Annotated in this window: 18 protein-coding genes (1 of these 18 cut by a window edge); 10 read left to right on the top strand and 8 right to left on the bottom strand. The window is 54.8% G+C overall.

Annotation, left to right across the window (positions count from 1 at the left end; translation table 11 throughout):
- Positions 1-462: the start of a tyrosine--tRNA ligase gene (tyrS, locus tag ACJJII_RS08725; protein ID WP_444912061.1), read on the bottom strand. The gene continues 843 nt to the left of window position 1, outside the view; the window shows 462 of its 1,305 coding nt (coding positions 1-462); the start codon lies at positions 460-462; its stop codon lies off the left edge, out of view.
- A 276-nt stretch (positions 463-738) separates the two neighbouring features.
- Here tyrS and ACJJII_RS08720 point away from each other — a divergent pair, with 276 nt between their 5' ends.
- Together ACJJII_RS08720 and ACJJII_RS08715 are read left to right on the top strand one after the other, a co-directional pair.
- The gene (locus ACJJII_RS08720; protein WP_444892708.1) at positions 739-2,118 is read left to right on the top strand and encodes an OapA family protein; all 1,380 of its coding nucleotides are present in this window, start codon (positions 739-741) and stop codon (positions 2,116-2,118) included.
- 15 nt (positions 2,119-2,133) lie between these two features.
- Complete coding sequence (locus tag ACJJII_RS08715; protein ID WP_444892707.1) at positions 2,134-3,243, top strand: anhydro-N-acetylmuramic acid kinase; 1,110 nt, start codon at positions 2,134-2,136, stop codon at positions 3,241-3,243.
- 23 nt (positions 3,244-3,266) lie between these two features.
- Here the strand turns inward: ACJJII_RS08715 and erpA are convergent, their stop codons facing one another.
- From erpA to argC, 4 genes are all read right to left on the bottom strand, one after another.
- Positions 3,267-3,620: an iron-sulfur cluster insertion protein ErpA gene (gene erpA, locus ACJJII_RS08710; protein ID WP_108731633.1), complete on the bottom strand. Its 354-nt coding sequence runs from the start codon at positions 3,618-3,620 to the stop codon at positions 3,267-3,269.
- A 162-nt stretch (positions 3,621-3,782) separates the two neighbouring features.
- On the bottom strand, positions 3,783-4,226 hold the full coding sequence (locus ACJJII_RS08705) for a bactofilin family protein (RefSeq protein ID WP_282934417.1): 444 nt from the start codon (positions 4,224-4,226) through the stop codon (positions 3,783-3,785).
- 33 nt (positions 4,227-4,259) lie between these two features.
- Positions 4,260-5,003, bottom strand: a complete 744-nt coding sequence (locus tag ACJJII_RS08700; protein ID WP_413664271.1) for a DUF6776 family protein — start codon at positions 5,001-5,003, stop codon at positions 4,260-4,262.
- A 53-nt stretch (positions 5,004-5,056) separates the two neighbouring features.
- Positions 5,057-6,103 (bottom strand): N-acetyl-gamma-glutamyl-phosphate reductase, encoded by a 1,047-nt coding sequence (gene argC, locus ACJJII_RS08695; protein WP_444919269.1) that lies wholly within the window; start codon positions 6,101-6,103, stop codon positions 5,057-5,059.
- 95 nt (positions 6,104-6,198) lie between these two features.
- Here argC and ACJJII_RS08690 point away from each other — a divergent pair, with 95 nt between their 5' ends.
- The 7 genes from ACJJII_RS08690 (at position 6,199) to hemB (ending at position 13,901) form a co-directional block, all read left to right on the top strand.
- Positions 6,199-8,022, top strand: a complete 1,824-nt coding sequence (locus ACJJII_RS08690; protein WP_444918917.1) for a chloride channel protein — start codon at positions 6,199-6,201, stop codon at positions 8,020-8,022.
- A 33-nt stretch (positions 8,023-8,055) separates the two neighbouring features.
- Positions 8,056-8,478, top strand: a complete 423-nt coding sequence (gene hemJ / locus ACJJII_RS08685) for a protoporphyrinogen oxidase HemJ (RefSeq protein ID WP_444918916.1) — start codon at positions 8,056-8,058, stop codon at positions 8,476-8,478.
- Positions 8,479-8,560: 82 nt separating this feature from the next.
- A complete protein-coding gene (gene thiD, locus ACJJII_RS08680; RefSeq protein WP_282934421.1) occupies positions 8,561-9,346 on the top strand; it encodes a bifunctional hydroxymethylpyrimidine kinase/phosphomethylpyrimidine kinase in 786 nt (261 codons plus the stop codon).
- A 179-nt stretch (positions 9,347-9,525) separates the two neighbouring features.
- On the top strand, positions 9,526-10,809 hold the full coding sequence (gene hemL / locus ACJJII_RS08675; RefSeq protein ID WP_444918915.1) for a glutamate-1-semialdehyde 2,1-aminomutase: 1,284 nt from the start codon (positions 9,526-9,528) through the stop codon (positions 10,807-10,809).
- A gap of 160 nt (positions 10,810-10,969) precedes the next feature.
- The gene (locus ACJJII_RS08670) at positions 10,970-12,142 is read left to right on the top strand and encodes a benzoate/H(+) symporter BenE family transporter (protein WP_444918914.1); all 1,173 of its coding nucleotides are present in this window, start codon (positions 10,970-10,972) and stop codon (positions 12,140-12,142) included.
- Positions 12,143-12,151: 9 nt separating this feature from the next.
- Positions 12,152-12,778 (top strand): GntR family transcriptional regulator, encoded by a 627-nt coding sequence (locus tag ACJJII_RS08665; protein WP_444892704.1) that lies wholly within the window; start codon positions 12,152-12,154, stop codon positions 12,776-12,778.
- Positions 12,779-12,890: 112 nt separating this feature from the next.
- On the top strand, positions 12,891-13,901 hold the full coding sequence (gene hemB, locus ACJJII_RS08660) for a porphobilinogen synthase (protein WP_444918913.1): 1,011 nt from the start codon (positions 12,891-12,893) through the stop codon (positions 13,899-13,901).
- A gap of 43 nt (positions 13,902-13,944) precedes the next feature.
- On the opposite strand, the gene mrcB is transcribed toward hemB, so the two are convergent.
- The gene (gene mrcB, locus ACJJII_RS08655) at positions 13,945-16,527 is read right to left on the bottom strand and encodes a penicillin-binding protein 1B (RefSeq protein WP_444912056.1); all 2,583 of its coding nucleotides are present in this window, start codon (positions 16,525-16,527) and stop codon (positions 13,945-13,947) included.
- Between the two features lie 385 nt (positions 16,528-16,912).
- Between mrcB and ACJJII_RS08650 the strand changes: the two genes are divergently transcribed.
- Positions 16,913-17,911 (top strand): adenosine kinase, encoded by a 999-nt coding sequence (locus ACJJII_RS08650; RefSeq protein ID WP_444918912.1) that lies wholly within the window; start codon positions 16,913-16,915, stop codon positions 17,909-17,911.
- Between the two features lie 51 nt (positions 17,912-17,962).
- Here ACJJII_RS08650 and ACJJII_RS08645 read toward each other — a convergent pair whose 3' ends face one another.
- Together ACJJII_RS08645 and ACJJII_RS08640 are read right to left on the bottom strand one after the other, a co-directional pair.
- Positions 17,963-19,756, bottom strand: a complete 1,794-nt coding sequence (locus ACJJII_RS08645; RefSeq protein WP_444892701.1) for a putative bifunctional diguanylate cyclase/phosphodiesterase — start codon at positions 19,754-19,756, stop codon at positions 17,963-17,965.
- 179 nt (positions 19,757-19,935) lie between these two features.
- Positions 19,936-20,505, bottom strand: a complete 570-nt coding sequence (locus ACJJII_RS08640; protein ID WP_444892700.1) for a YajG family lipoprotein — start codon at positions 20,503-20,505, stop codon at positions 19,936-19,938.
- Between the last annotated feature and the right edge of the window lies 1 nt (position 20,506).

Below are 20,506 nucleotides of genomic sequence, written 5' to 3'. Positions count from 1 at the left end.
GTTAACCATATTGTTAACAGAGAAATGCTTGCCGACATCGCGCAGGAAATCGAGCACATTGAGGTCGCGAGTCCAGTCGAGGTTATTGGCGACAATGGCACTATTTTCCCCACAATCGAAATTGATAAATTGGGAAACCTGGCTTTTCAGCTTGTCTACCCAACCCGCAACAATATCGGGGGTATTCAAACTGCGCTCCTGAGCCTTAAAAGAAGGGTCACCAATCAGCCCCGTGGCACCGCCAACCAGTGCAATTGGTTTATGCCCTGCCGCCTGAAACCTCTTCAAGGTCAGCAACGGTACTAGACTGCCTATATGAAGGGAGTCTGCAGTGGGATCAAAACCGCAATACAGGGTTCGACTCTCCGACAAGTGCTGCGTCAGTTCGCCGTCACCAGTCGCTTGATTAATTAATCCGCGACGGTCCAAGTCTTCAAGCAGTGTCATGTCGACCCCAGCCATGCTTTCCCCTCATATATAGGCTTGAAATTAGCGCCACCAAGCGGCGGCAAAATGCGCTGCAACATTACCGAAGTTTGCGGCAAATACAAGCGTGCAGCAGCCCAGTATCCGCACTAAAAACAAAATTCATGAGGAACCAAACCGTGCAAAGACGTGTCAATTATCTCGTGAACCAAGGCGGCTTTTTTGCTATAAAGCCCCTCCAATGCCTGTTTTTTAGACACTCAGTTTTTCAAGCGCAAATAACAACGACCGCCAGTACCATCCGCTAACGCCATGCAAAACCATCGTAAATCGAGTACAGGCCTCCGTATTGGCGGCTTACCCAAGCATTTTCCCCGCGTTCATGCGCTGACCGCTGGCATCGCAGCCTTTGTCCTTATGCTGGCCGTTCTGATTCCTTCACCGGAGATTTCCTCCAAACGTACATCGCTACCCGTCAAACTTTCAGAGGTCACAAGCGGCGACAGCACTGAAGCCAAACCTGCACTCACTTATACGCCGGCGGAGACCCCACTGCTTAACGTCAGTGTTGAGGCAGTCAAGTCGTTGAGTCTTGAAGTACGTAACGGGGATACTCTGTCAGACCTATTTCAACGTGCAAAAATCAGCGCCAAAGAGATGTACCAGCTTCTGGGTAGCGGCAAAGAGGCAAAACAGCTGGCACGCCTAACTCCGGGTGAAGAGCTGACCTTTCAAACAAATAATGATGGCCAGCTGCAGTCCCTTAAATTGCAGCGGGACCGACTCAATCAAATTGAGTTTACCCGCACAAATGCAGATAAGTTTGAACACGCACTGATAACTCGTGAGCCCGACAGCCACCCGGCTTACCGACAGGCCCAGATCGATAGCTCCCTATTCCTGGCCGGTAGCGATGCTGGGCTGAGTGACAGCCTGATAATGGAGATGGCGGATGTATTCAGCTCCGATATCGACTTTGCCCTAGATATTCGCAAGGGCGACAACTTTAGTGTGATGTTCGAAGAGTTGTTCCTGGATGGGGAGAAAATTGGCAACGGTCCTATCTTGGCGGTCAGTTTTACCAACCAGGGAAGAACTTTTAGCGCTGTACGCTATGTGGATAACAGTGGTGATGCCAATTACTACACGCCTGAAGGCAAAAGTATGCGCAAGGCATTTATCCGCACACCACTGGACATAGTCCGTATCAGCTCTCACTTCAACCCGAGCCGCCTGCACCCTGTATTCAAGTCACGCCGACCTCATAATGGCACCGACTATGCCGCTCCAAGAGGCACCCCCGTTTACTCTACTGGCGATGGTCGGGTTATCGCGTCCGGCTATAGCAAACCCAACGGCAACTACGTATTTATCCAGCACGGCGAACGGTATGTAACCCGCTATCTCCACCTGACCAAGCGCAAAGTCAAAAAGGGCCAGCGCGTTAAGCAGCGCCAGGTTATTGGCACTGTGGGGTCTACCGGTTATGCCACTGGCCCGCACTTGCACTACGAATTCCTGGTGGATGGCAGACATCGCAACCCCGCCACCATTGTGCGCAAATTGCCCAAGGCAAAGTCGGTACCGACTTCTGAGATGATCCGTTTTAAAAACCAGACCCAGCCACTTCTGGCGAAACTAGAAAACTTCCAGGGGCCGGCTCTGGCTCAACTGGATGAAGAAAGCCCCTAACAAGCGCCAACGAATATGCCCGATCTGTTTATCGGCCTGATGTCCGGCACCAGCGTTGACTCCATTGACGCGGTGCTGGTCGATTTTGGCGATGAAGAAAAAATAAACACCCGCATCCTGGCTGCGCTAGCCCACCCGATTCACAGCGGCCTGCGCGAAGCTATTCTCAGCCTCTGCGCCCCCGGCCCTTCAGAGTTGGATCGCGCCGGACAGTTAGACCGGCAACTGGGACAGGTTTTTGCCGAGGCCACCAATACCCTGCTAGCCCGAGCCGGTGTTGAGGGTCAGTCTGTTACCGCCATTGGCAGTCACGGCCAAACCGTGCGCCACCGCCCCCCAGGCACAGTGACTTCTCCCTTTACTTTGCAACTCGGTGACCCCAACACCATCTCAGCACTGACGGGCATCTGCACCGTTGCGGATTTCCGTCGCCGGGATATCGCTCTCGGTGGTCAAGGAGCGCCTTTAATGCCGGCGTTTCATCAAGCCGCCTTCAAAACTGATGGAAGCCGTGCTGTGGTCAATATTGGGGGGATGGCCAATATCACTGAGTTGACGGCAGATGGCCAGGTTTACGGCTATGACACAGGTCCTGGTAATGCATTGCTCGACTACTGGGTGAACCTACACAAAAACCAGCCCTACGATAGAAATGGAGACTGGGCCGCGAGCGGTCGCGCCAATGCTGAACTTCTCAACCGCCTGCTTTCAGATCCCTATTTCTCCGCCGAGCCACCCAAGAGTACTGGCCGTGAAACTTTTAACCCCAGCTGGCTCGAACAGGCCTGCGCCGGTTTGGAAGTGGCGCCGGTAGATGTGCAGGCGACCCTGTCTGAAGTGACCGCAGCCAGTATCGCCGATGCCGTGCATAATTTTGCCGAAGGCGGCGAGCTGCTCACTTGTGGGGGCGGGGCAAAAAACAAGGACTTGGTTACACGATTACAGCGTCGCTTGCCCACCTGGTCTATTACTGACACGGGCAGTTACGGTATTGACGCAGACTGGCTCGAAGCCGTTGGATTTGCTTGGTTGGCCCGCCAGACATTGAGAGGGCTGCCCGGTAATTGCCCGGGAGTGACTGGCGCGCAGAAAGAGGCGGTTCTAGGGGCTATTTACCCGCCCTGATCAATAGGGCGGGTTAGGATTTCTCAAATAGAGAAAGAGGAGCCGCAGCCACAGGTAGCGGACGCATTGGGATTTTGTACTACGAAGCGCGACCCCGAAAGGCCTTCTTCGTAATCAACATTGGCGCCAACCAGGTAGGGGTAGCTCATCGCATCCACCAAGACCTGAATGCCATCCTTTTCTATGATGGCATCATCTTCGGCAACCAATTCATCAAAGGTAAAACCGTATTGGAAACCGGAACAGCCGCCTCCGGTCACGAACACCCTGAGTTTCAGCTCCGGGTTGCCCTCCTCTTCCAACAGGCTTTTTACCTTGGCCACAGCCTTGTCTGTGACCACGAGTGGCGCGGGAGAAAAGGATACAGCTTCTGACATAAGTCTCTCTCAACTCATCGGGACATTCACCGCTCGTATAAAAGTTATAACGAGTGCAGCCCCGGGGGCGTCATCTTGCTTAAACCCAGCAATTCAGTCAAGTATTAACCGGCAGGTGGGCCGGTACAACAAAGTACCAGCGCCAGCCAATACTACCCGGACTTAAGAGGCTTCAATGACAGTTTCATCTTCGGAATAGCCGAGCATATGGGGCTCACCCGCGCTACTCAAGTCGGCACTGGATACCAGGGCACCGTTTACCTGGGCACCTTTCAGCATCTCGATCAGCTTATAGTGTACATTGCCTTCTACCATTGCCTTGGAAGCGAGTTCCAGGTGGCGCGCAGCAAACACATCCCCTTTCACATTGCCATTGATCACTACCTGAGGCACACGAATTTCACCCTCAATGATGCCGCCATCCACAATTTGCAGGCGCGCATCACTATCACTGTGAGCGGTAACATTGCCACGCACCTTACCTTCGATGACCAGGTTGCCACGGAAGTGGATATCACCGCTGATCTCAGTCTGACGAGCGATCAAAGTCGTGTGGTTACTACCGGTATTGGCCATAGTTATCTGTTTCTCTTTTTTTCTTAACATAATCCCCAAAACCTCGTGCCTTTGGCACCTATGCTAACTTTCCTGTACTAACCAACCGTAGCGCTGCTCAATATTAAAGCCCTTGCGCCCAGAAGATTTAAGTGACAACTCCACACCTTCGGGCACAAATCCCTCCGGCAAGCGCAGCTCTCCCTCGATATTCTGAAAATATTTAAAACGCAGCTGAATCGACTCACTATCCACCTGCTCCGACAGTTCCTTCAGAGGGTAACTCTTCGGTTCCCCATCCTGACGGCCCACTACGGTAAATGTGGCCGTGCCTTTTACAACATCCCGACGCGCTGCGGACTGTTTGATCTGTAACTTGTACTGGTAACTTTTTGGATCGCCGGTCTGCGAGAGGATAAAGCGTCCAATGGACACCCCCTCACCCCCATCTTCAGGGGCCATGACGCCGCGATAGAAAGAAATTTCCTGCTTTAGCTCTGCAATCTGGCTCTCTTTCTGCACCAGTTCCGCACGCACCGACTCACTCGCCTGCTCACCGATAGTCAGCGACTGCTCTGCAGTGGCAACCCTCATTCGCAGGGATTCATTCTCACTTTGGAGCGCGGTAACACGATCGAGTACTTGAGTATGCTCCAGTGTCTTGCGATCGAGGCTCTGGCGCAGCTGATACTGTCCGGCAAAATAGGACCCGGCCGAGGTCACTAATACCAAAAAAACGACCCCCACTACGGCAATGACACCAGAGAAGGGTTTATGAGGCACCACTTTCATGCGGTACTGCTTGCTGCCTTTAACTTTGAGCACCATGAAATCTGCTAAGTCTTATCCGGGATTTATCGATTGTCGGGAAACACCCGATTCTAAGGCAGCAGTGCCGGGCTATCCAGGCCCAACGTCTCAGTTAAGCCAAACATAATATTCATATTCTGGATTGCCTGGGCGGACGCGCCTTTAGCCAGGTTATCAATGGCCGACAATACCAGTACTGTACCCCGCTCCTGGGGTTGCAATACCGAGATGCGGCACATATTGGTCCCTCTTACCGTACGAGTCTGAGGGTGGCTGCCCGCCGGCATCACATCTACAAAAGGCTCATTTTTATAGCGGTTTTCAAAGATCTGTTGAAGCTCATCGGCATCAACCTTCCCCGCTGACCGGGCAAATAAAGTAGCGTGGATACCGCGAATCATGGGAAGTAAATGCGGTACAAAAGTCACCTGCGCGGGAGAGGATTCAGTGGACTGCACTCGACGAAGCCCCTGTTCAATCTCGGGTAAATGACGGTGCCCGGCGGCAGAATATGCGCGGAAGTTGTCGCTATTCTCAGCCATAATCAAGTCGGTCTTACCCTGTCGCCCCGCACCACTGATACCACTGGCCGCACTGGCGATCAGCTCACCAGGTTCTACCAGGCCCTTTTCCAAAAGCGGTATCCATCCCAATTGAATCGCGGTGGGATAACAGCCCGGGCAGGCTATCAACTGCGCATTGGCAATCTGTTCCCGATTAACTTCTGGCAAACCATAAACAGCGCTTTGAGCTAATTCCGGAGCGGCGTGGGCCTGACCGTACCACTGCTCCCAGGTAGGTATATCTTTCAAACGGAAATCGGCGGACAAATCGATCACTCGAACTCCGCGTTCAATAAGTGCCGGTACCTGGGCCTGGGCAACGCCATGAGGTGTAGCGAAGAATACAACGTCACAATCCGCCAGCTGTTCGAGATCGGGGCTACAGAAAGACAGCTGCGAGTGCCCTCTCAGGCTAGGGAAAAGCTCGGCAACCGGGGTACCATTCAACGAACGGGAGGTGATTGCGGTAACTTCCGCTTGTGGATGTGTTGAGAGAAGCCGAAGTAATTCCACCCCTGTATAGCCGGTGCCCCCGACAATCGCTACTTTTATCACCTTGCTAAAATCTCCGGTATATCCGCCAACTGAGACGATAATCGTAAAACCAGACAGGCACTCTACCACAAGCCCCAGCATTTTAAGGATGTGCGGTGTCACAGCCCCCAAGGAACTCGCTAAAAAAGTCGTTTTCGCGTTATTTAGTTAGGCCTGGCAGCCTCGAAAATATACGCTTACAGCTTTCCTCCAAAGACGCGCTGGCGCCTTTGCTGGGGATGGCCCTGATCACCGGCATCCTGGCCGGAGGGGTAACTGTACTTTTTCGGCTGGCGATGGAGTGGCCGACCACGCTGTTTTTATCAATCCCACAAAATTACGAATCCCTTCCCCCTTTCTGGCGCTTCGCATTGCCAGTCATCGGCTCTCTGGTAGTGGGATGTATCTATTTATTTCTAAATCCCAGACGCCGCCAGGTGGGAGTGGTCCATGTCCTGGACCGGCTCTACAATCACCAGGGGCAAATGCCAATGCAAAATGCCCTGCTACAGTTTTTTGCCGGCGCAATAATTTTAATTAGCGGCCACTCGGTGGGGCGGGAAGGCCCAGCTGTACACTTGGGAGCCGCCAGTGGCAGCTGGTTAGCTAGGGCGCTGAAGCTCCCCAACAATTCCGGTCGCAACCTACTGGGGTGTGGTGTAGCCGCAGCAATTGCGGCCTCCTTTAATACCCCGCTGGCGGGCGTGGTATTCGCGATGGAAGTCGTGATGCTGGAATATACTGTGGCAGGTTTTTTACCGATAATTCTCGCGGCTGTTGCCGGTAGCGCCATCACCCAGCTGACTTTCGGTAGCCAACCGGACTTTAATGTACCCGCGATTCAACTCAATTCCCTTGCCGAGCTGCCGCTACTTTTTGTGTGCGCACTGGTTATTGGGGTTCTCGCCGGATTATTTATCCGCTCCCAGCGTATTTTAATTCCCCAGCAGCGTTACTCCCCACTTCTTCGATTTCTCTTGGTTGGCCTTGTTACTGGCACCTTGGGTATCTGGGTACCGGAAATCCTGGGCGGTGGATATGACACTTTGCAGATGGCAATGCTGGGAGAGTTGGGGGTAGCGACACTCATTGCTATTGTCGCCGCGAAATTAGTTGCAACCGCTTTGGGGGCAGGGCTCGGAATTCCCGGTGGGGTAATAGGCCCCAGCCTGATTATCGGTGCCTGTATCGGTGGTATTGCCGGTGGCCTGGCTAACTTGTGGCTGGGTGAGCACACCGCGAGCCCAGGCTTTTATGCCATGGTGGGTATGGCGGCAATGATGGCTGCCATGCTCAATGCGCCTCTAGCTGCGCTACTCGCTATCTTGGAACTTACCTATAACCCACATATTTTATTCCCTGGAATGATGATGATCGTGGTGGCCACATTAGTAAGCCGCCAACTCTTTTCCACTATCGGTCTCTATCACGAAACGCTGCGAGCCCTGAATAAAGCGGGAATGCCGAGTTGGCGACAGCAAATGCTGAGCAGTGTCGGAGTTGCCAGCGAAATGAATCAGAGCTTTGTTGTGACTCCTAGGGAAATTACCCGCGCTGCGGCAACAGAATTAATTAATCAACACCCCGAGTGGATTCTTATCGATTTACCCAAGGAGCCGGCACCGCAACTACTGCGAGCAGCAGACTTGGCAACTTTTCTTCGCGGTGGTGCGAAAGAGGAGGCCGAGAGCGAACAGGTTTCCTCCGCATCAGATAAATTACTAGACCCGGGAGAAATGATCGATTTATTGAGACTACCCGGCGAACGCAAACAGCTGGCGTCCCTAAGCTGGCGAGCGACAATGCTGGAGGCCTCGCAAAAGCTGGAGAGAAGTGGCGCGGATGGCCTATATGTCTGCCGTCATAAAAGCGGTTCGCTGGACAATCGCACGGCGGGCATTATTCTGCCGCTACAAATTAACAACTTTTACCGGAAGTAATTTTTCTTCCCGTTTCTTTTAAGGGGACTTTCAATGCTGTGGATCAAGGCTTTTCACATTATTGCGATGGTGTGCTGGTTTGCCGCACTTTTTTATCTGCCACGACTGTTTGTCTACCATGTCGATGCCACTGATGCCGTTAGTCGCGACCGCTTCTGTATTATGGAACGCCGCCTTTATCGCGGTATTGCCATTCCTTCCATGCTGGCCACCGTTGCCTTGGGCATTTGGCTCTACAGTTTGAACCCGGCCTACTACACCTCCGCCGGCTGGATGCACGCAAAACTGGCTTTTGTTGTTCTCCTCCTGGGCTATCACCATATCTGTGGCGCCTATGTTCGCAAGTTTGCCCGGGGAACCGTTACCCGCAGCCGCCGCTACTTCCTAATATTTAATGAGTTCCCAGCAGTTGCACTTGTCGCCATCGTCATTTTGGTTGTCGTAAAGCCATTTTAATTTGGCGCGTATTCATTCCTTGTCAAAGGCGCTCAGCAACTAGAATTAGGCGCACAGCTAATGGCCGTCATGTAGAGCACTTATGGATACACCTCAGCCCGTTATTCTGACCGTTACTCACCACGACCCCAGCGGCAGCGCCGGAATTGCCGCAGATACTGAGACAGCGGTCAGTCTCGGCTGCCATGCGGCCTCGGCAGTTACCGCCATCAGCGTGTGTAATACCGGTGAATTGCTGGGTGTCGCCCCAGTCGACGACAGCCTGCTAATTGAACAAACCCGGGCCGTTCTGGAAGACATGCCGATCGCCGCGATCAAGGTCGGCTACCTGGGCTCTGTGGAGAATGTGCGCGCGCTTCACAGCGTACTCCACGACTACCCGGATATTCCCGTCGTTATCGACCCCGATGCCACACTGGCCGACAAAGAGAGTGTACTCGCCCCACCTCTGTGGGAGGCTATGGTGTCGCTGTTGTTGCCCAAGGCGACCATGGTGTGCCCCAACCGCAGGGAAGCTCGCGCCATGGCAGTTGAAGCCGATGTCCTCGACGCCATGGCCCAGGAAATCCTCGAATCCGGCTGTCGCTACCTGTTGCTGACTGGCGTGCCCCACGAGCAACAATTGCAGAACCGGCTCTACGATGAGCGCGGCCTGATGCGGGAGTTCAAGTGGGAGCGCTTGCAGCCAGCGGCCTATGGCGTCTGTGGCACCCTCGCTACTGCCATTGCCTGCCATATCGCCCACGGGCTGACCATTATCGAAGCCGTTACCCGCAGTCAGCAATACGCTTGGAGTGCGATCAAAGACAGCCGGCGCCTGGGAATGGGGAGGCCGATCCCCAACCGGCTGTTCTGGTGCGAACGCTAAACCTGGAGCTGCTGACACAAATTTCGCCCCTGCCCCGATCAGTCTCACCGTTTCCATGACGGTGAGATCTTCTGTCTACACAGTCTGTGACCGGTCGTCGCCAATCTACACATTGTCCTCAGGCGCCACCCCCGCGATAATGCTCCCCAGGCCCTTTATGCAGAACCTGAATTAAGTTTATGAGTAAATCCGAGCAGCTCTTCGCAGAAGCACAGCAGTACATTCCCGGCGGCGTTAACTCTCCGGTACGGGCTTTTCGCGCAGTCGGCGGTACCCCGGTGTTTATCCGCCGTGCCGAAGGCGCCTACCTCTACGATGCAGACGAGAAACGCTACATCGACTACGTACAGTCCTGGGGCCCCATGGTGCTGGGCCACGCACACCCGGAAGTCATTGAAGCCGTGGTGGAACAGGCCCAATCGGGACTGAGCTTCGGTGCGCCAACCGAACTGGAAACCGAACTGGCCGAAGAACTCTGCCGCCTGTGGCCGAATATGGACCTGGTGCGCTTCGTCAATTCCGGTACCGAAGCCACCATGAGCGCGATTCGCCTGGCCCGTGGATTTACCGGGCGCGACAAGATTGTGAAGTTCGAGGGCTGCTACCACGGCCACTCCGACTCCCTGCTGGTTAAGGCCGGCTCCGGGGCCCTGACCATGGGTGTACCCTCCTCTCCCGGCGTTCCCGCCGCCCTGGCAGATCACACCATCACCTTGAGCTACAACGATGCTGATAGTGTGCGCAGCTGCTTCGATAAGCTGGGCGATCAAATCGCCTGTATCATCGTCGAGCCTGTTGCCGGCAATATGAACTGCATTCCGCCGGTACCCGGCTTCCTGGAAACCCTGCGCGAAGTTTGCGACCAGCACGGTGCCCTGTTGATTCTCGATGAGGTGATGACCGGCTTCCGGGTGAGCTTGACCGGGGCCCAGGGCTTCTACGGTATCGAAGCGGATATCACCACCCTCGGCAAAGTCATCGGCGGCGGTATGCCCGTTGGCGCCTTTGGCGGTAAACGCGAGATCATGGAACAAATTGCACCCCTGGGTCCGGTTTACCAGGCGGGCACCCTGTCCGGTAACCCAGTGGCTATGGTCGCGGGCTTGGAAACCCTGCGTTTGGTGGAAGAACCCGCCTTCTATGAGCCTTTAATTGCCAAAACCGACCGTTTGGTGGAGGGCATCCTGACGGCCGGTAAAGCCGCAGGTATTCCAATTACTGCCAACAAGGCCGGCACCATGTTCGGCTTCTTCTTCACCGAAGAACCTAAAGTAACTAACTATCAACAGGTAATGGCCTGCGATAACGAGCGCTTTAACCGTTTCTTCCACGGCATGCTGGAAGAAGGTGTCTACCTGGCACCGGCCTCCTATGAGGCAGGGTTTATGTCCGCAGCTCATACCGATGAGGATATTGAGGCCACAATCACTGCCGCTGAACGCGTCTTCGCCCGCCTCGGCTAATTGCCCGCCCCTCTCCAGCACCCGCAGCCTGCGGGTGCTGCTTCTATACCCGTTTTACTTTACCCCCCTCCAATAAAGCCCCAGTCGCTTCACCGCAAAGTTATTGCGCTCAAAAAAACTAACAGCTAAAAATGTATACAAAATATAAAAGGTATACATTTTGAAAAACTCACCGTTTTCAGATACCAGCTTGTCCGCCATCAGCGCAGGCTTTGTCGCCGTGCTGGTGGGAGTAGCCAGTTCCGCCGCCATAGTCTTTGAAGCCGCGCGTGCAGCTGGCGCAAGTGAAGCAATGATCGCCTCCTGGATTGGCGCCCTGGGCCTGGGGATGGGCATTACCTGTATTGCCTTCTCTTGGTATTACCGCGCCCCGGTAATCACTGCCTGGTCGACTCCAGGTGCTGCACTTTTGGCCACCAGTTTAAGTGGCATCCCCATTGCTGAGGCGATTGGTGCTTTTGCGTTTAGCGCCCTGTTAACACTCCTCGTGGGCTTGTCCGGAGCCTTTGAGCGGGTAGCGCGAATGGTGCCGGCACCGATTGCCAGCGCTATGCTCGCAGGCATACTTCTGCAATTTGGTCTCTCAGTCTTTACTTCTCTGCAGGCACAACCGCTATTGGTCGGCATCATGTTACTGACCTATCTAGTCGGGCGCCGTTGGGCGCCTCGCTATGCCATTATTTTGGTACTAGCGGCTGGAGTGGTGACTTGCTGGAAGTTGCAACTCATTGCATCGGCCCAGATCGGCTGGCAAGCGGCACACCCTGTTTGGGTCACGCCAGAATTCCGCCTCTCCACTTTAATTGGCATTGGCCTTCCTCTTTTTATCGTCACTATGACCTCTCAGAACCTGCCCGGAGCGGCAACCCTGGCCGCCAGTGGCTACAGTAGAGTGCCTATATCTCCTGTTATTAGTGGCACCGGCCTCACCTCTTTATTGCTGACACCGTTTGGTGGCTTTGCATTTAATCTGGCGGCTATTACCGCTGCTATTTGCACCGGCCCGGAAGCCCATCCCAACCCCGACAAACGCTATACCGCCGGCATTGCCGCCGGTATTTTTTATCTGCTGGTGGGCCTCTGCGGCGCTAGCGTTGTAGCATTATTCAGCGCCTTTCCCCAGGCACTGATTGCCGGCCTCGCCGGCTTGGCACTGATTGGCGTCATTGGTAACAGCCTGGCTGGAGCAACAGCCGAGGCCGACAGTCGCGAAGCCGGAATTATCACTTTTCTGATCAGTGCTTCCGGTATCAGCCTTTTTGGCATTAGCTCTGCCTTTTGGGGGCTGCTGGGAGGGCTGGTGTGTTACTGGTTTTTCAAGCGCAGGAATTAATAAACATCGATGGGCCTCTACGAAAAAATTAAGTCGGACTTGCAGCATGGGCGCTTCGCCGCCGGCCAGGTGCTAAAGCAAGCCGAACTGGCAGAGCTTTACGCCGTGAGCCGTATTCCGGTTAGGGACGCTCTACAAAGATTGAAAAATGAGGGCTGGTTAACCGGACACGGAAAACGCGGCGTCGCAGTGCCGCAGTTTGACCCTATTGAAGTGGAAGACCTCTACCTGATGCGCATGCGCTTGGAACCGCTGCTGCAATCCCTGGCACTGGAAAGCCTTAATGGAGAGATCCTGGGGCGGGCCAGAGATATTCTGGAATCCATGCAAGCCAAACCTGAACTCTCCGCCGAACAGATCGGAAAAATGAATTGGGAGTTCCATGCCTGTATTTACCGGGCAGCTGCAAGACCCACGCTATTTAGTACCGTCGAGCAACTGCACCGGCAATGTGAGCGCTATATCGGTTACCAATCCCACGGTCTGAATTACCAGGACACCAGTCAGGACGAGCACTTTGCAATACTCAATGCACTCCAAGAGGGAAACGGGGACCAAGCCGCCGCACTGCTGGCAAAACATATAGAAGCCGCCGGCAAACTATTGGTAAGGCACTTACATCAGCCCCATTTTTAAACCGCTTTCCCTCAGCAATCGAAAATCACCCTCTGCGGCAATTTGATATGATGGCTGCCAATTGCGGCTGCGGGGTTTCTGCGGCCCTATGGATAGCCGGAGTAATTTCCCGATGAGCCAAAGTTTCGGCCGTGGTGCCTACCCCAACACTCGCCTGCGTCGCCTGCGTGCAAAGGATTTTTCCCGTCGACTGGTGCGGGAAACCCAGTTGAGCAGTGACGACTTGATCCTGCCACTATTTGTTATTGAGGGGCGTAATGAAACCCAAAAAGTCGCCTCAATGCCGGGTGTTGAACGCCTGAGCGTGGACCTGTTGGCCAAGAAAGCGAAGACAGTTCGAGAGTTGGGAATCCCCGCCATAGCCCTGTTTCCGGTAGTCGACCCGTCGGCAAAGTCCGACTGCGCCAGTGCCGCCCACGACGCCGATGGCTTGGCACAAAGGGCTGTTCGCGAGCTGAAAAATGCGGTACCGGAATTGGGAATTATCACCGACGTAGCTCTGGACCCCTTTACCAGCCACGGCCAGGACGGGCTGATGGACCACAGCGGTTATATCGTCAACGACGAAACCGTTGAGGTATTGGTACAGCAGGCCCTGTCACACGCTGCGGCCGGTGCCGATATGGTGGCCCCCTCGGATATGATGGATGGCCGTATCGGAGCCATTCGCGATGCTCTCGAAGGCGCGGGCCACAGCAATACCCTGATTATGTCCTACGCCGCTAAATATGCCTCCGCTTACTACGGCCCTTTCCGCGATGCAGTGGGCTCTGCCGGGAACTTGAAAGGTGGCAGTAAAGCGAGCTACCAAATGGACCCCGCCAACACCGATGAGGCATTGCACGAGTGCGCCCTGGATCTGCAAGAGGGCGCGGATATGGTGATGGTGAAACCCGGTATGCCCTACCTAGATATAGTGCGTCGGGTAAAAGAAGAATTGCGGGTTCCCACTTTCGCCTATCAGGTGAGCGGGGAGTATGCGATGCACTGCGCCGCCTTTGAAAATGGCTGGTTGAAGCGAGAGGCGGTTATTCTGGAGTCCTTACTGGCCTTTAAGCGCGCCGGTGCCGACGGCATCCTCACCTATTTCGCCGAAGAAGCCGCACAGTTGCTGCAAGACTGATAGCCGGCGATAAAGCGCGCGATTCAATCGCGCGCTACCTTCCCTAGGGCCACTGATCTTCCAGGTCAGGCCCCACCGGCTGGGCTTCCTCTACCGGTACGCTGTGAGCCCTCCCGCCAAAAGTATTATCTCTTGGCAGCTCCAGGGGCTCCTCTTCATAATCGGAGCCATACTCGGGATCTACACCAAACTCTTCCGCATCGTCACCTCGAAGTTGTTCCTGCAATTGTTGGCGGCGCTGATCGCGCATCTGCTGCTCACTGGTATCCACCCCCCAACCGGGACTCATCTCCTCTCTGGGAGCCGCTTCGTCGCGACCATTGCCAAATAGATTGCGGAACCAGCGCCAGCGGTTCTGCCCCCGACATTCCGGCGCCGGTTGCAGCTGGCTCTCGTAGGAGAAAGGAATCTCATAACCACCGCGACAGTAATCCGGGTCCATAAACTGCCCCCGGGAGTTCACTGACTTAAGCTCCACTCCTCGGGGCATCTCTGCCGGTCCATGTTGATGGGGCAGCTTGCGCATAATCTCCGTCCAGATCGGCAGTGCGCCGGTGGAGCCAGTTAGGCGCGTGCGCTCATTGTCGTCGCGCCCGAGCCAGACTACAGCGGTTACTTCCGGCGAGAAGCCCGCAAACCAACTATCGCGGTTATTGTTAGTGGTTCCGGTTTTCCCGGCAAAGGCGATGCTACTTGGCAAGCGCTTGGCGGAGCGGCGTCCGGTACCCTCACGCATGGCCTGCTCCAGCCCCCAGCGCAACAGGTAAGCTGGAACGGGGTCGACACCGCGATTAGCCTTGCGGCGGAAGTGCTGTACACGGCCGCCCTGGGCATCGGAAACCGCCAGCAGTGTGCGCGGCTGTACCGTCTCACCATTGTTCGCAATGGTCTGATACATACCGGCAACTTCGAACGGGGTCATCTCCACAGCACCAAGCAACATCGCCGGCACTCGGGGGAGCCTGGATTCGACACCCAGGCGGCGAATCGTCTGGCGTACATTCTGCAGGCCGAGATCCAATCCCAAATGAGCCGTCGCCAGGTTATAGGACTTGGCCAGGGCGATATAAAGCGGTATCTGTCCGTGAGCGCGCTTATCGAAGTTCTGCGGCATCCATACATCGCCATCCGCCTCTTCAATTCTCACCGGGGCGTCATCGATCAGGGTGGCCAGATTGTACTCTTCCGGTCGCTCTAGAGCAGTGAGAAACACAGCCGGCTTAATCAGGGAGCCCACCTGGCGGCGGGCTTCCAGCGCCCGGTTGAAGCCTGGGTAGTCCGGGTTCCGATCTCCCACCATGGCCAGCACATTGCCGTTGCGATTATCCAACAATACTGTCGCGGCCTGGAGTGAATTGGCTTTGATCCCTCGGTCTTTCTCCAGCTGGCTAACGCCCTGACTGATGGACTCCTCCGCCAACTTCTGCACCGAAGGGGCTAAAGTGGTGTAAACCCGTAAACCCGAAGTGCGCAATTCCTCGTAGGAGTAGTAGGGACGCAATTCAATCAACAGCCGCTCAGTAAAGGCCGGGTAAGGATTCTGCGCACCGACACCACCCTTGACCACCCCCAGAGGCTTGGCGGAATACTTCTGGAACTCCTCCTGAGTAATCAGCCCCTGCTCCAGCATCAATTCCAGCACGGTATTGCGCCTTTGCAGTGCTCTCTCGGGATTGCGCCAGGGGTTGTAGTAAGACGCACCTTTCGCCAACCCCACCAACAGCGCTACCTGATGGGGTTCCAAGGTATCCAGGGGCTGCTGGAAATAGAATTCAGAGGCCAACCCAAAGCCATAAATACCTCTGGCACCCTGCTGACCCAACCACACTTCGTTGATGTATTCCTGCAGGATATAGCGCTTGTCGTAGTGCACCTCCATCAGGATGGCCATGAGGGCCTCGTTGAATTTACGTCTCAGGCTGGGCTTATGGTCAAAAAAGATATTTTTGACCAACTGCTGGGTAATTGTGGAACCACCCTGTACCAATCGTCCGGCTTTTGCGTTGGCCACCATGGCCCGGGCAATACCGCGAGGGGAAACACCAAAGTGATTGAGGAAGTCCTGATCCTCAACAGCAATCAGGGTATTGGCTACCAAGGGAGGAATATCATCGAAACGCACTGGATTGCGGTCATCGCCTCCCCCTAGTAGAGAGCCGATATTAGCTGCGTCCAGGCGAAACTCTGCCAGGCTTCGGCCATTGTCATCACGCAGGCCGCTGATTTGATCATTGCGCAGACGGAAGGAGACCACTGCGGCAGGCTGGCGGCCATTGGCATGGATAAAGTCCCGGCGCCAGACCTTGTAATTCATTCCGTCCTGAACCCAGGAACCAGGCTCACTCAGAGTGCCCTGCTTGCGGTAATTCAAGGCAGCAAATTCGGACTCCAACTCATCCGGATGCATTGCCATACCCTCGCGCAGCACCAGCGGACGAGCGTAGACTCGGGCGGGGAGTTGGTATTGACGGCTATCCAGTCGCTCGCGCAGCTGCACATCCAGGTAAGCCATATACGCTGCCAGCGCCAGGGAGCCCACCAGGGCTAAAAGCACTAGCAGCTTGAGCCAGCGATATCGTCGTTTGGGCTTTGACGCTCTGACGCGCCGGCGTTTCGTTGATGCCATATGAGGATTCAGTCCCGCTGCCAACTCAGTACATCAAGCGACTCATGAGACCTAACCAGCCCCAATCGAAGAGTCGAAGGCAGGGTACCAGCAGGTGGCAGCTCCGCTGGTATCTTGCTGCCAGTGTCTTTCAGCACTGGCGGGCCCACTCAATTAGCGGGCTAAAATCCAGGCTTGGCAGTATCTATCACCTGGCGGTTTACGTGAAGGTGCTATTTACACCTGTGCGAGGATTGACCGCAGCAACCGCCTATAAGTTCACCAAGATGTAACAAGCGCCTATGTGAGGGTTTGCTGTCGCCAGCCCTCCCCAATGCCTTGCACTTGGCAAAATCACGTCCATAATGCGGCGGAAATGTAGACAATAAGCCCGAATAGGAATGATATGCAGCAATACGATCTCTACGGCATAGGTGCCGCCCTACTCGATACAGAAATCGAAGTGTCGGACCAGGATTTGAGCAGCCTTGGCGTGGAAAAGGGAATCATGACCCTGGTAGATGATGCCCGTCAGCAACAGCTGGTAGACGACCTTCAAAACCATATGGTCACTGCCAAATTGGCCTGCGGTGGCTCCGGTGCCAATACAGTCATTGCTGCCAGCTATTTCGGTCTCCGCACCTTCTATTCGTGCAAAGTTGCCGCTGACGAGAATGGTGATTTCTACAGAAACAACCTGAACAGCGCCGGGGTCGACTACCCCGAAACACTGAAGCAAGCTGATGAGGGCACTACCGGCAAATGCCTGGTGCTTATCACCCCGGATGCCGAACGCAGTATGAACACCTATCTGGGAATGAGTGAACAGCTCTCAGTCGCTGAACTGGAAAGCGATGCACTGTCCGCCTCCAAGTGGGCCTATATCGAAGGCTACCTGGTCTCCTCTGAAACGGGTCGTGCCGCAGCGATCAAGCTTCGCGAAGAAGCCGAAGCCCACGGAGTTAAAACCGCTCTCAGCCTGTCTGACCCGGCTATGGTTCAGTTCTTCGGCGAAGGGCTGCGGGAAATGATTGGCGGCGGTGTGGATATGCTGTTCTGCAACCGCGATGAGGCTCTGGGCTTTACCGGTACTGACTCTGTGGAGGGCGCCGTTGAAGCGCTGCGCGATTACTGCCGCAGTTTCGCGATTACCCTGGGCGCCGATGGCGCACTGCTATGGGACGGCAACGACGTTCACCGCATAGAGAGTCCCGAAGTCCGCGCCATCGATACCAACGGCGCAGGCGATATGTTTGCCGGTGCTTTCCTCTACGGTATCAACCGCGAAATGAGTTTTACCGAAGCCGGCGAACTCGCTTGCCGCGCTGCCGCCCAGGTGGTGAGCCAATACGGCCCGCGACTAGAGGCCGAGCAGCACTCCGAATTACTCGCACCGGTTGTTTAATAGTAATTGCCTAGTAGCAGTTATCTATAGACACATGATTTCCAGGGGCCCCTAAGGCTTGGGCCCTCTGGAATGGTGGAGCATCCCCGGGTAGCTATCCAGCTCCGGTAGCCCCGTCGCTGCGGAAATACCGAACCCCTGGGCATAGTCCACCCCCATCTGGCTCAATTTTTCCATTAACTCCGGGCTCTCTACATACTCGGCGATAGTGCTGATACCCATTCTCTTCGCCAAGTGATCAATAGTGCTCACCATTGCGCTATCAATTTCATCCTCGAGCATATTGCGCACAAAGCTTCCATCGATTTTAAGAAAATCTACCGGCAGCTGGCGCAGATAAGCCAGGGAGGAAACACCGCGACCAAAGTCATCCAGGGCAAAGCTGCAACCGGCGGCTCTCAGCTTGTGGATAAATATCAGGGCTCGTTCAAGATTATTGATGGCGCTGGTTTCTGTAATTTCAAATTGAACCCGCGAGGGCGTTACACCGGCATCGGACAAAGACTGCAGCACAAAATCAGCAAAGGTCTCATCCCCCAGGCTGATGCCGGAAATATTGACCGCATAATTAATTCCGCCCATCCCCAGGCGCTGCTCCTGGGCCATATAGTCAAAGACCCGGCGAATTACCCAACGGTCCACTTCCTCGATCAAGCCGTAGCGCTCTGCGGCTGGCAAAAACAGCCCCGGTGAAATCACTCCACCATCACGGCCGCGCATCCGCACCAGGATTTCATAGTGGTGGACATTGCGGTCCCCCTTTAGTGAAACCACTGGCTGTCGGTACAACATCAGGCGATCTTCCCGCAAAGCCGCGTGAATTTCCGCAACCCAAGTGGTCTCGCGACGCTTCTCCAATACCTTGCGGGAGTCGCCAAACAGCTTAACGCGATTTCTGCCCTGCTCCCGGGCACTGCAACAGGCATCATTGGCCGACGCCAGTAATTGGCTGGCATTGGGGGTAAAGTGATCGACTCCAACAACACCGATCGACACCGCGACCCGGTTGTCATTCCCCTCCCAGAAAAAACTGAAGTTCTGTACAGAGTCGCGCAGCCGAGCCACCACACGACCACCCTCTTCCAGGGTGCAGTCGCGCAGTAGTATCGCAAACTCATCACTGCCGACTCGGGCAAATAGATCGTCGCTGGAGAGGCAGCGCTTGATTAACTCCACCAACTGAACCAACAACTGGTCCCCGGCAACAAAGCCCAGGGTGTCGTTAATAACTTTGAATTGATAAACATCCAGGTAGAGTAATACATGGTGCTGGCGTTTATCGACACAGAGGCTGAGTTGGCTTTGCAGCTCACTCTCAAAGAATTGTCGGTTGGGCAGTCGGGTTAAGGCGTCGTGGCTACTCTGCCACATAAGGCGGGTGGAAACCCGGCGTGCGGCAGAGGTATCCCGCAGCACCAAAACATAATTTTTAAGCACCCCCATATCCCAAAGAGCCATTACCTGCACGGTCACTTCAAGTGGGACATGCTCTTCCCCAGGGCGCTCAATACAGGCATTAAACTCTCTGGTTCTGGGTACTTCACCCAGGTCACTGGATGCGGGTAGTATCGGCTCTATCGCATCGCCCCGGCTATTGCACAGGCGCAAACCTTCACTGAGTGGCTGGCCGGGCAGCAGTCCAACCAGGTCCCCAGTCATTTCGTTGACCAGGGGGTTGGTGTAAACCACCGTGCCCGCAGCATCGGTGACAATGACACCATCGGCAACTTCACCGAGAGCCGCCTCCGCCGCCTGTAAACTGATCTGCTCACAGGGGCGCAGCCCCTCTTCCAGCTGGGCGAGGGGGCCGAGGTAACTTGCCGCCTCTGGATTAAACAGCGTCACGGGAAAACTCACTCAAAACACAACAGAGCAAAGCGCAAACCTTTCCCAGTAGCGGGGAGGTGCCTTGCGACATGCCATAACCGAAAAAGGTTACCGACATCATCGCCCACGATCGCCGATTTTATTCAATTATCCAGCCTCCCAGCCGAGTTTTTTCTGCAAATGTATAAATTGCACATTCACAGATTGCTGCGCAAGAAATTTTTTAATTTCTCGTCTTCAAATACTCTCTGCAAGGTTGCGCTAAGCAGTCCATTCACACGACTTTGGACTTCTTCACGACTGGGCTTAACCAGGTTCCGATCTTTGCCAGAAGCGCTGTAAGTGCCGAAATAAGTGCGAGGACCAATTTTCACTTCCAGGTGAATTTCAGCAGCGGTGTCAATCTCAGTGGTATAAACCGTATTTGGACTGTTGTAGGTGAGTTTTACCAATTTTGCGATCACCTGAACTTCCGGCGCGGTATCGGTAATTCGAAATGACCAATTTGAAAAACCCTCACGCAATCCCGCTGCAATAGCCTCACCAGCGTCATTGCCAATACTTACCTGAGCAGTATCCGCATAAACACCTCCCAATGATCCCAAGCCGCCAGAGGGCAGTTCATTAACTCCCATCACACTCATACTAAAGCCTTCGCCTATCGCTTCAGGAGCAACCTGAACCTGAGGCTGCAGCCAAATTTGCAGCGGGCTGTGAGCACAAGCGCTGAGTAGCAGCGCACCGGCAAAAACCAATAACTTCTTCATG

This window comes from Microbulbifer maximicatervae (SeqCode) (assembly GCF_052467825.1).
The sequence above is the reverse complement of the archived record's forward strand: the minus strand, read 5'-3'. Positions and strand labels throughout refer to the sequence as shown.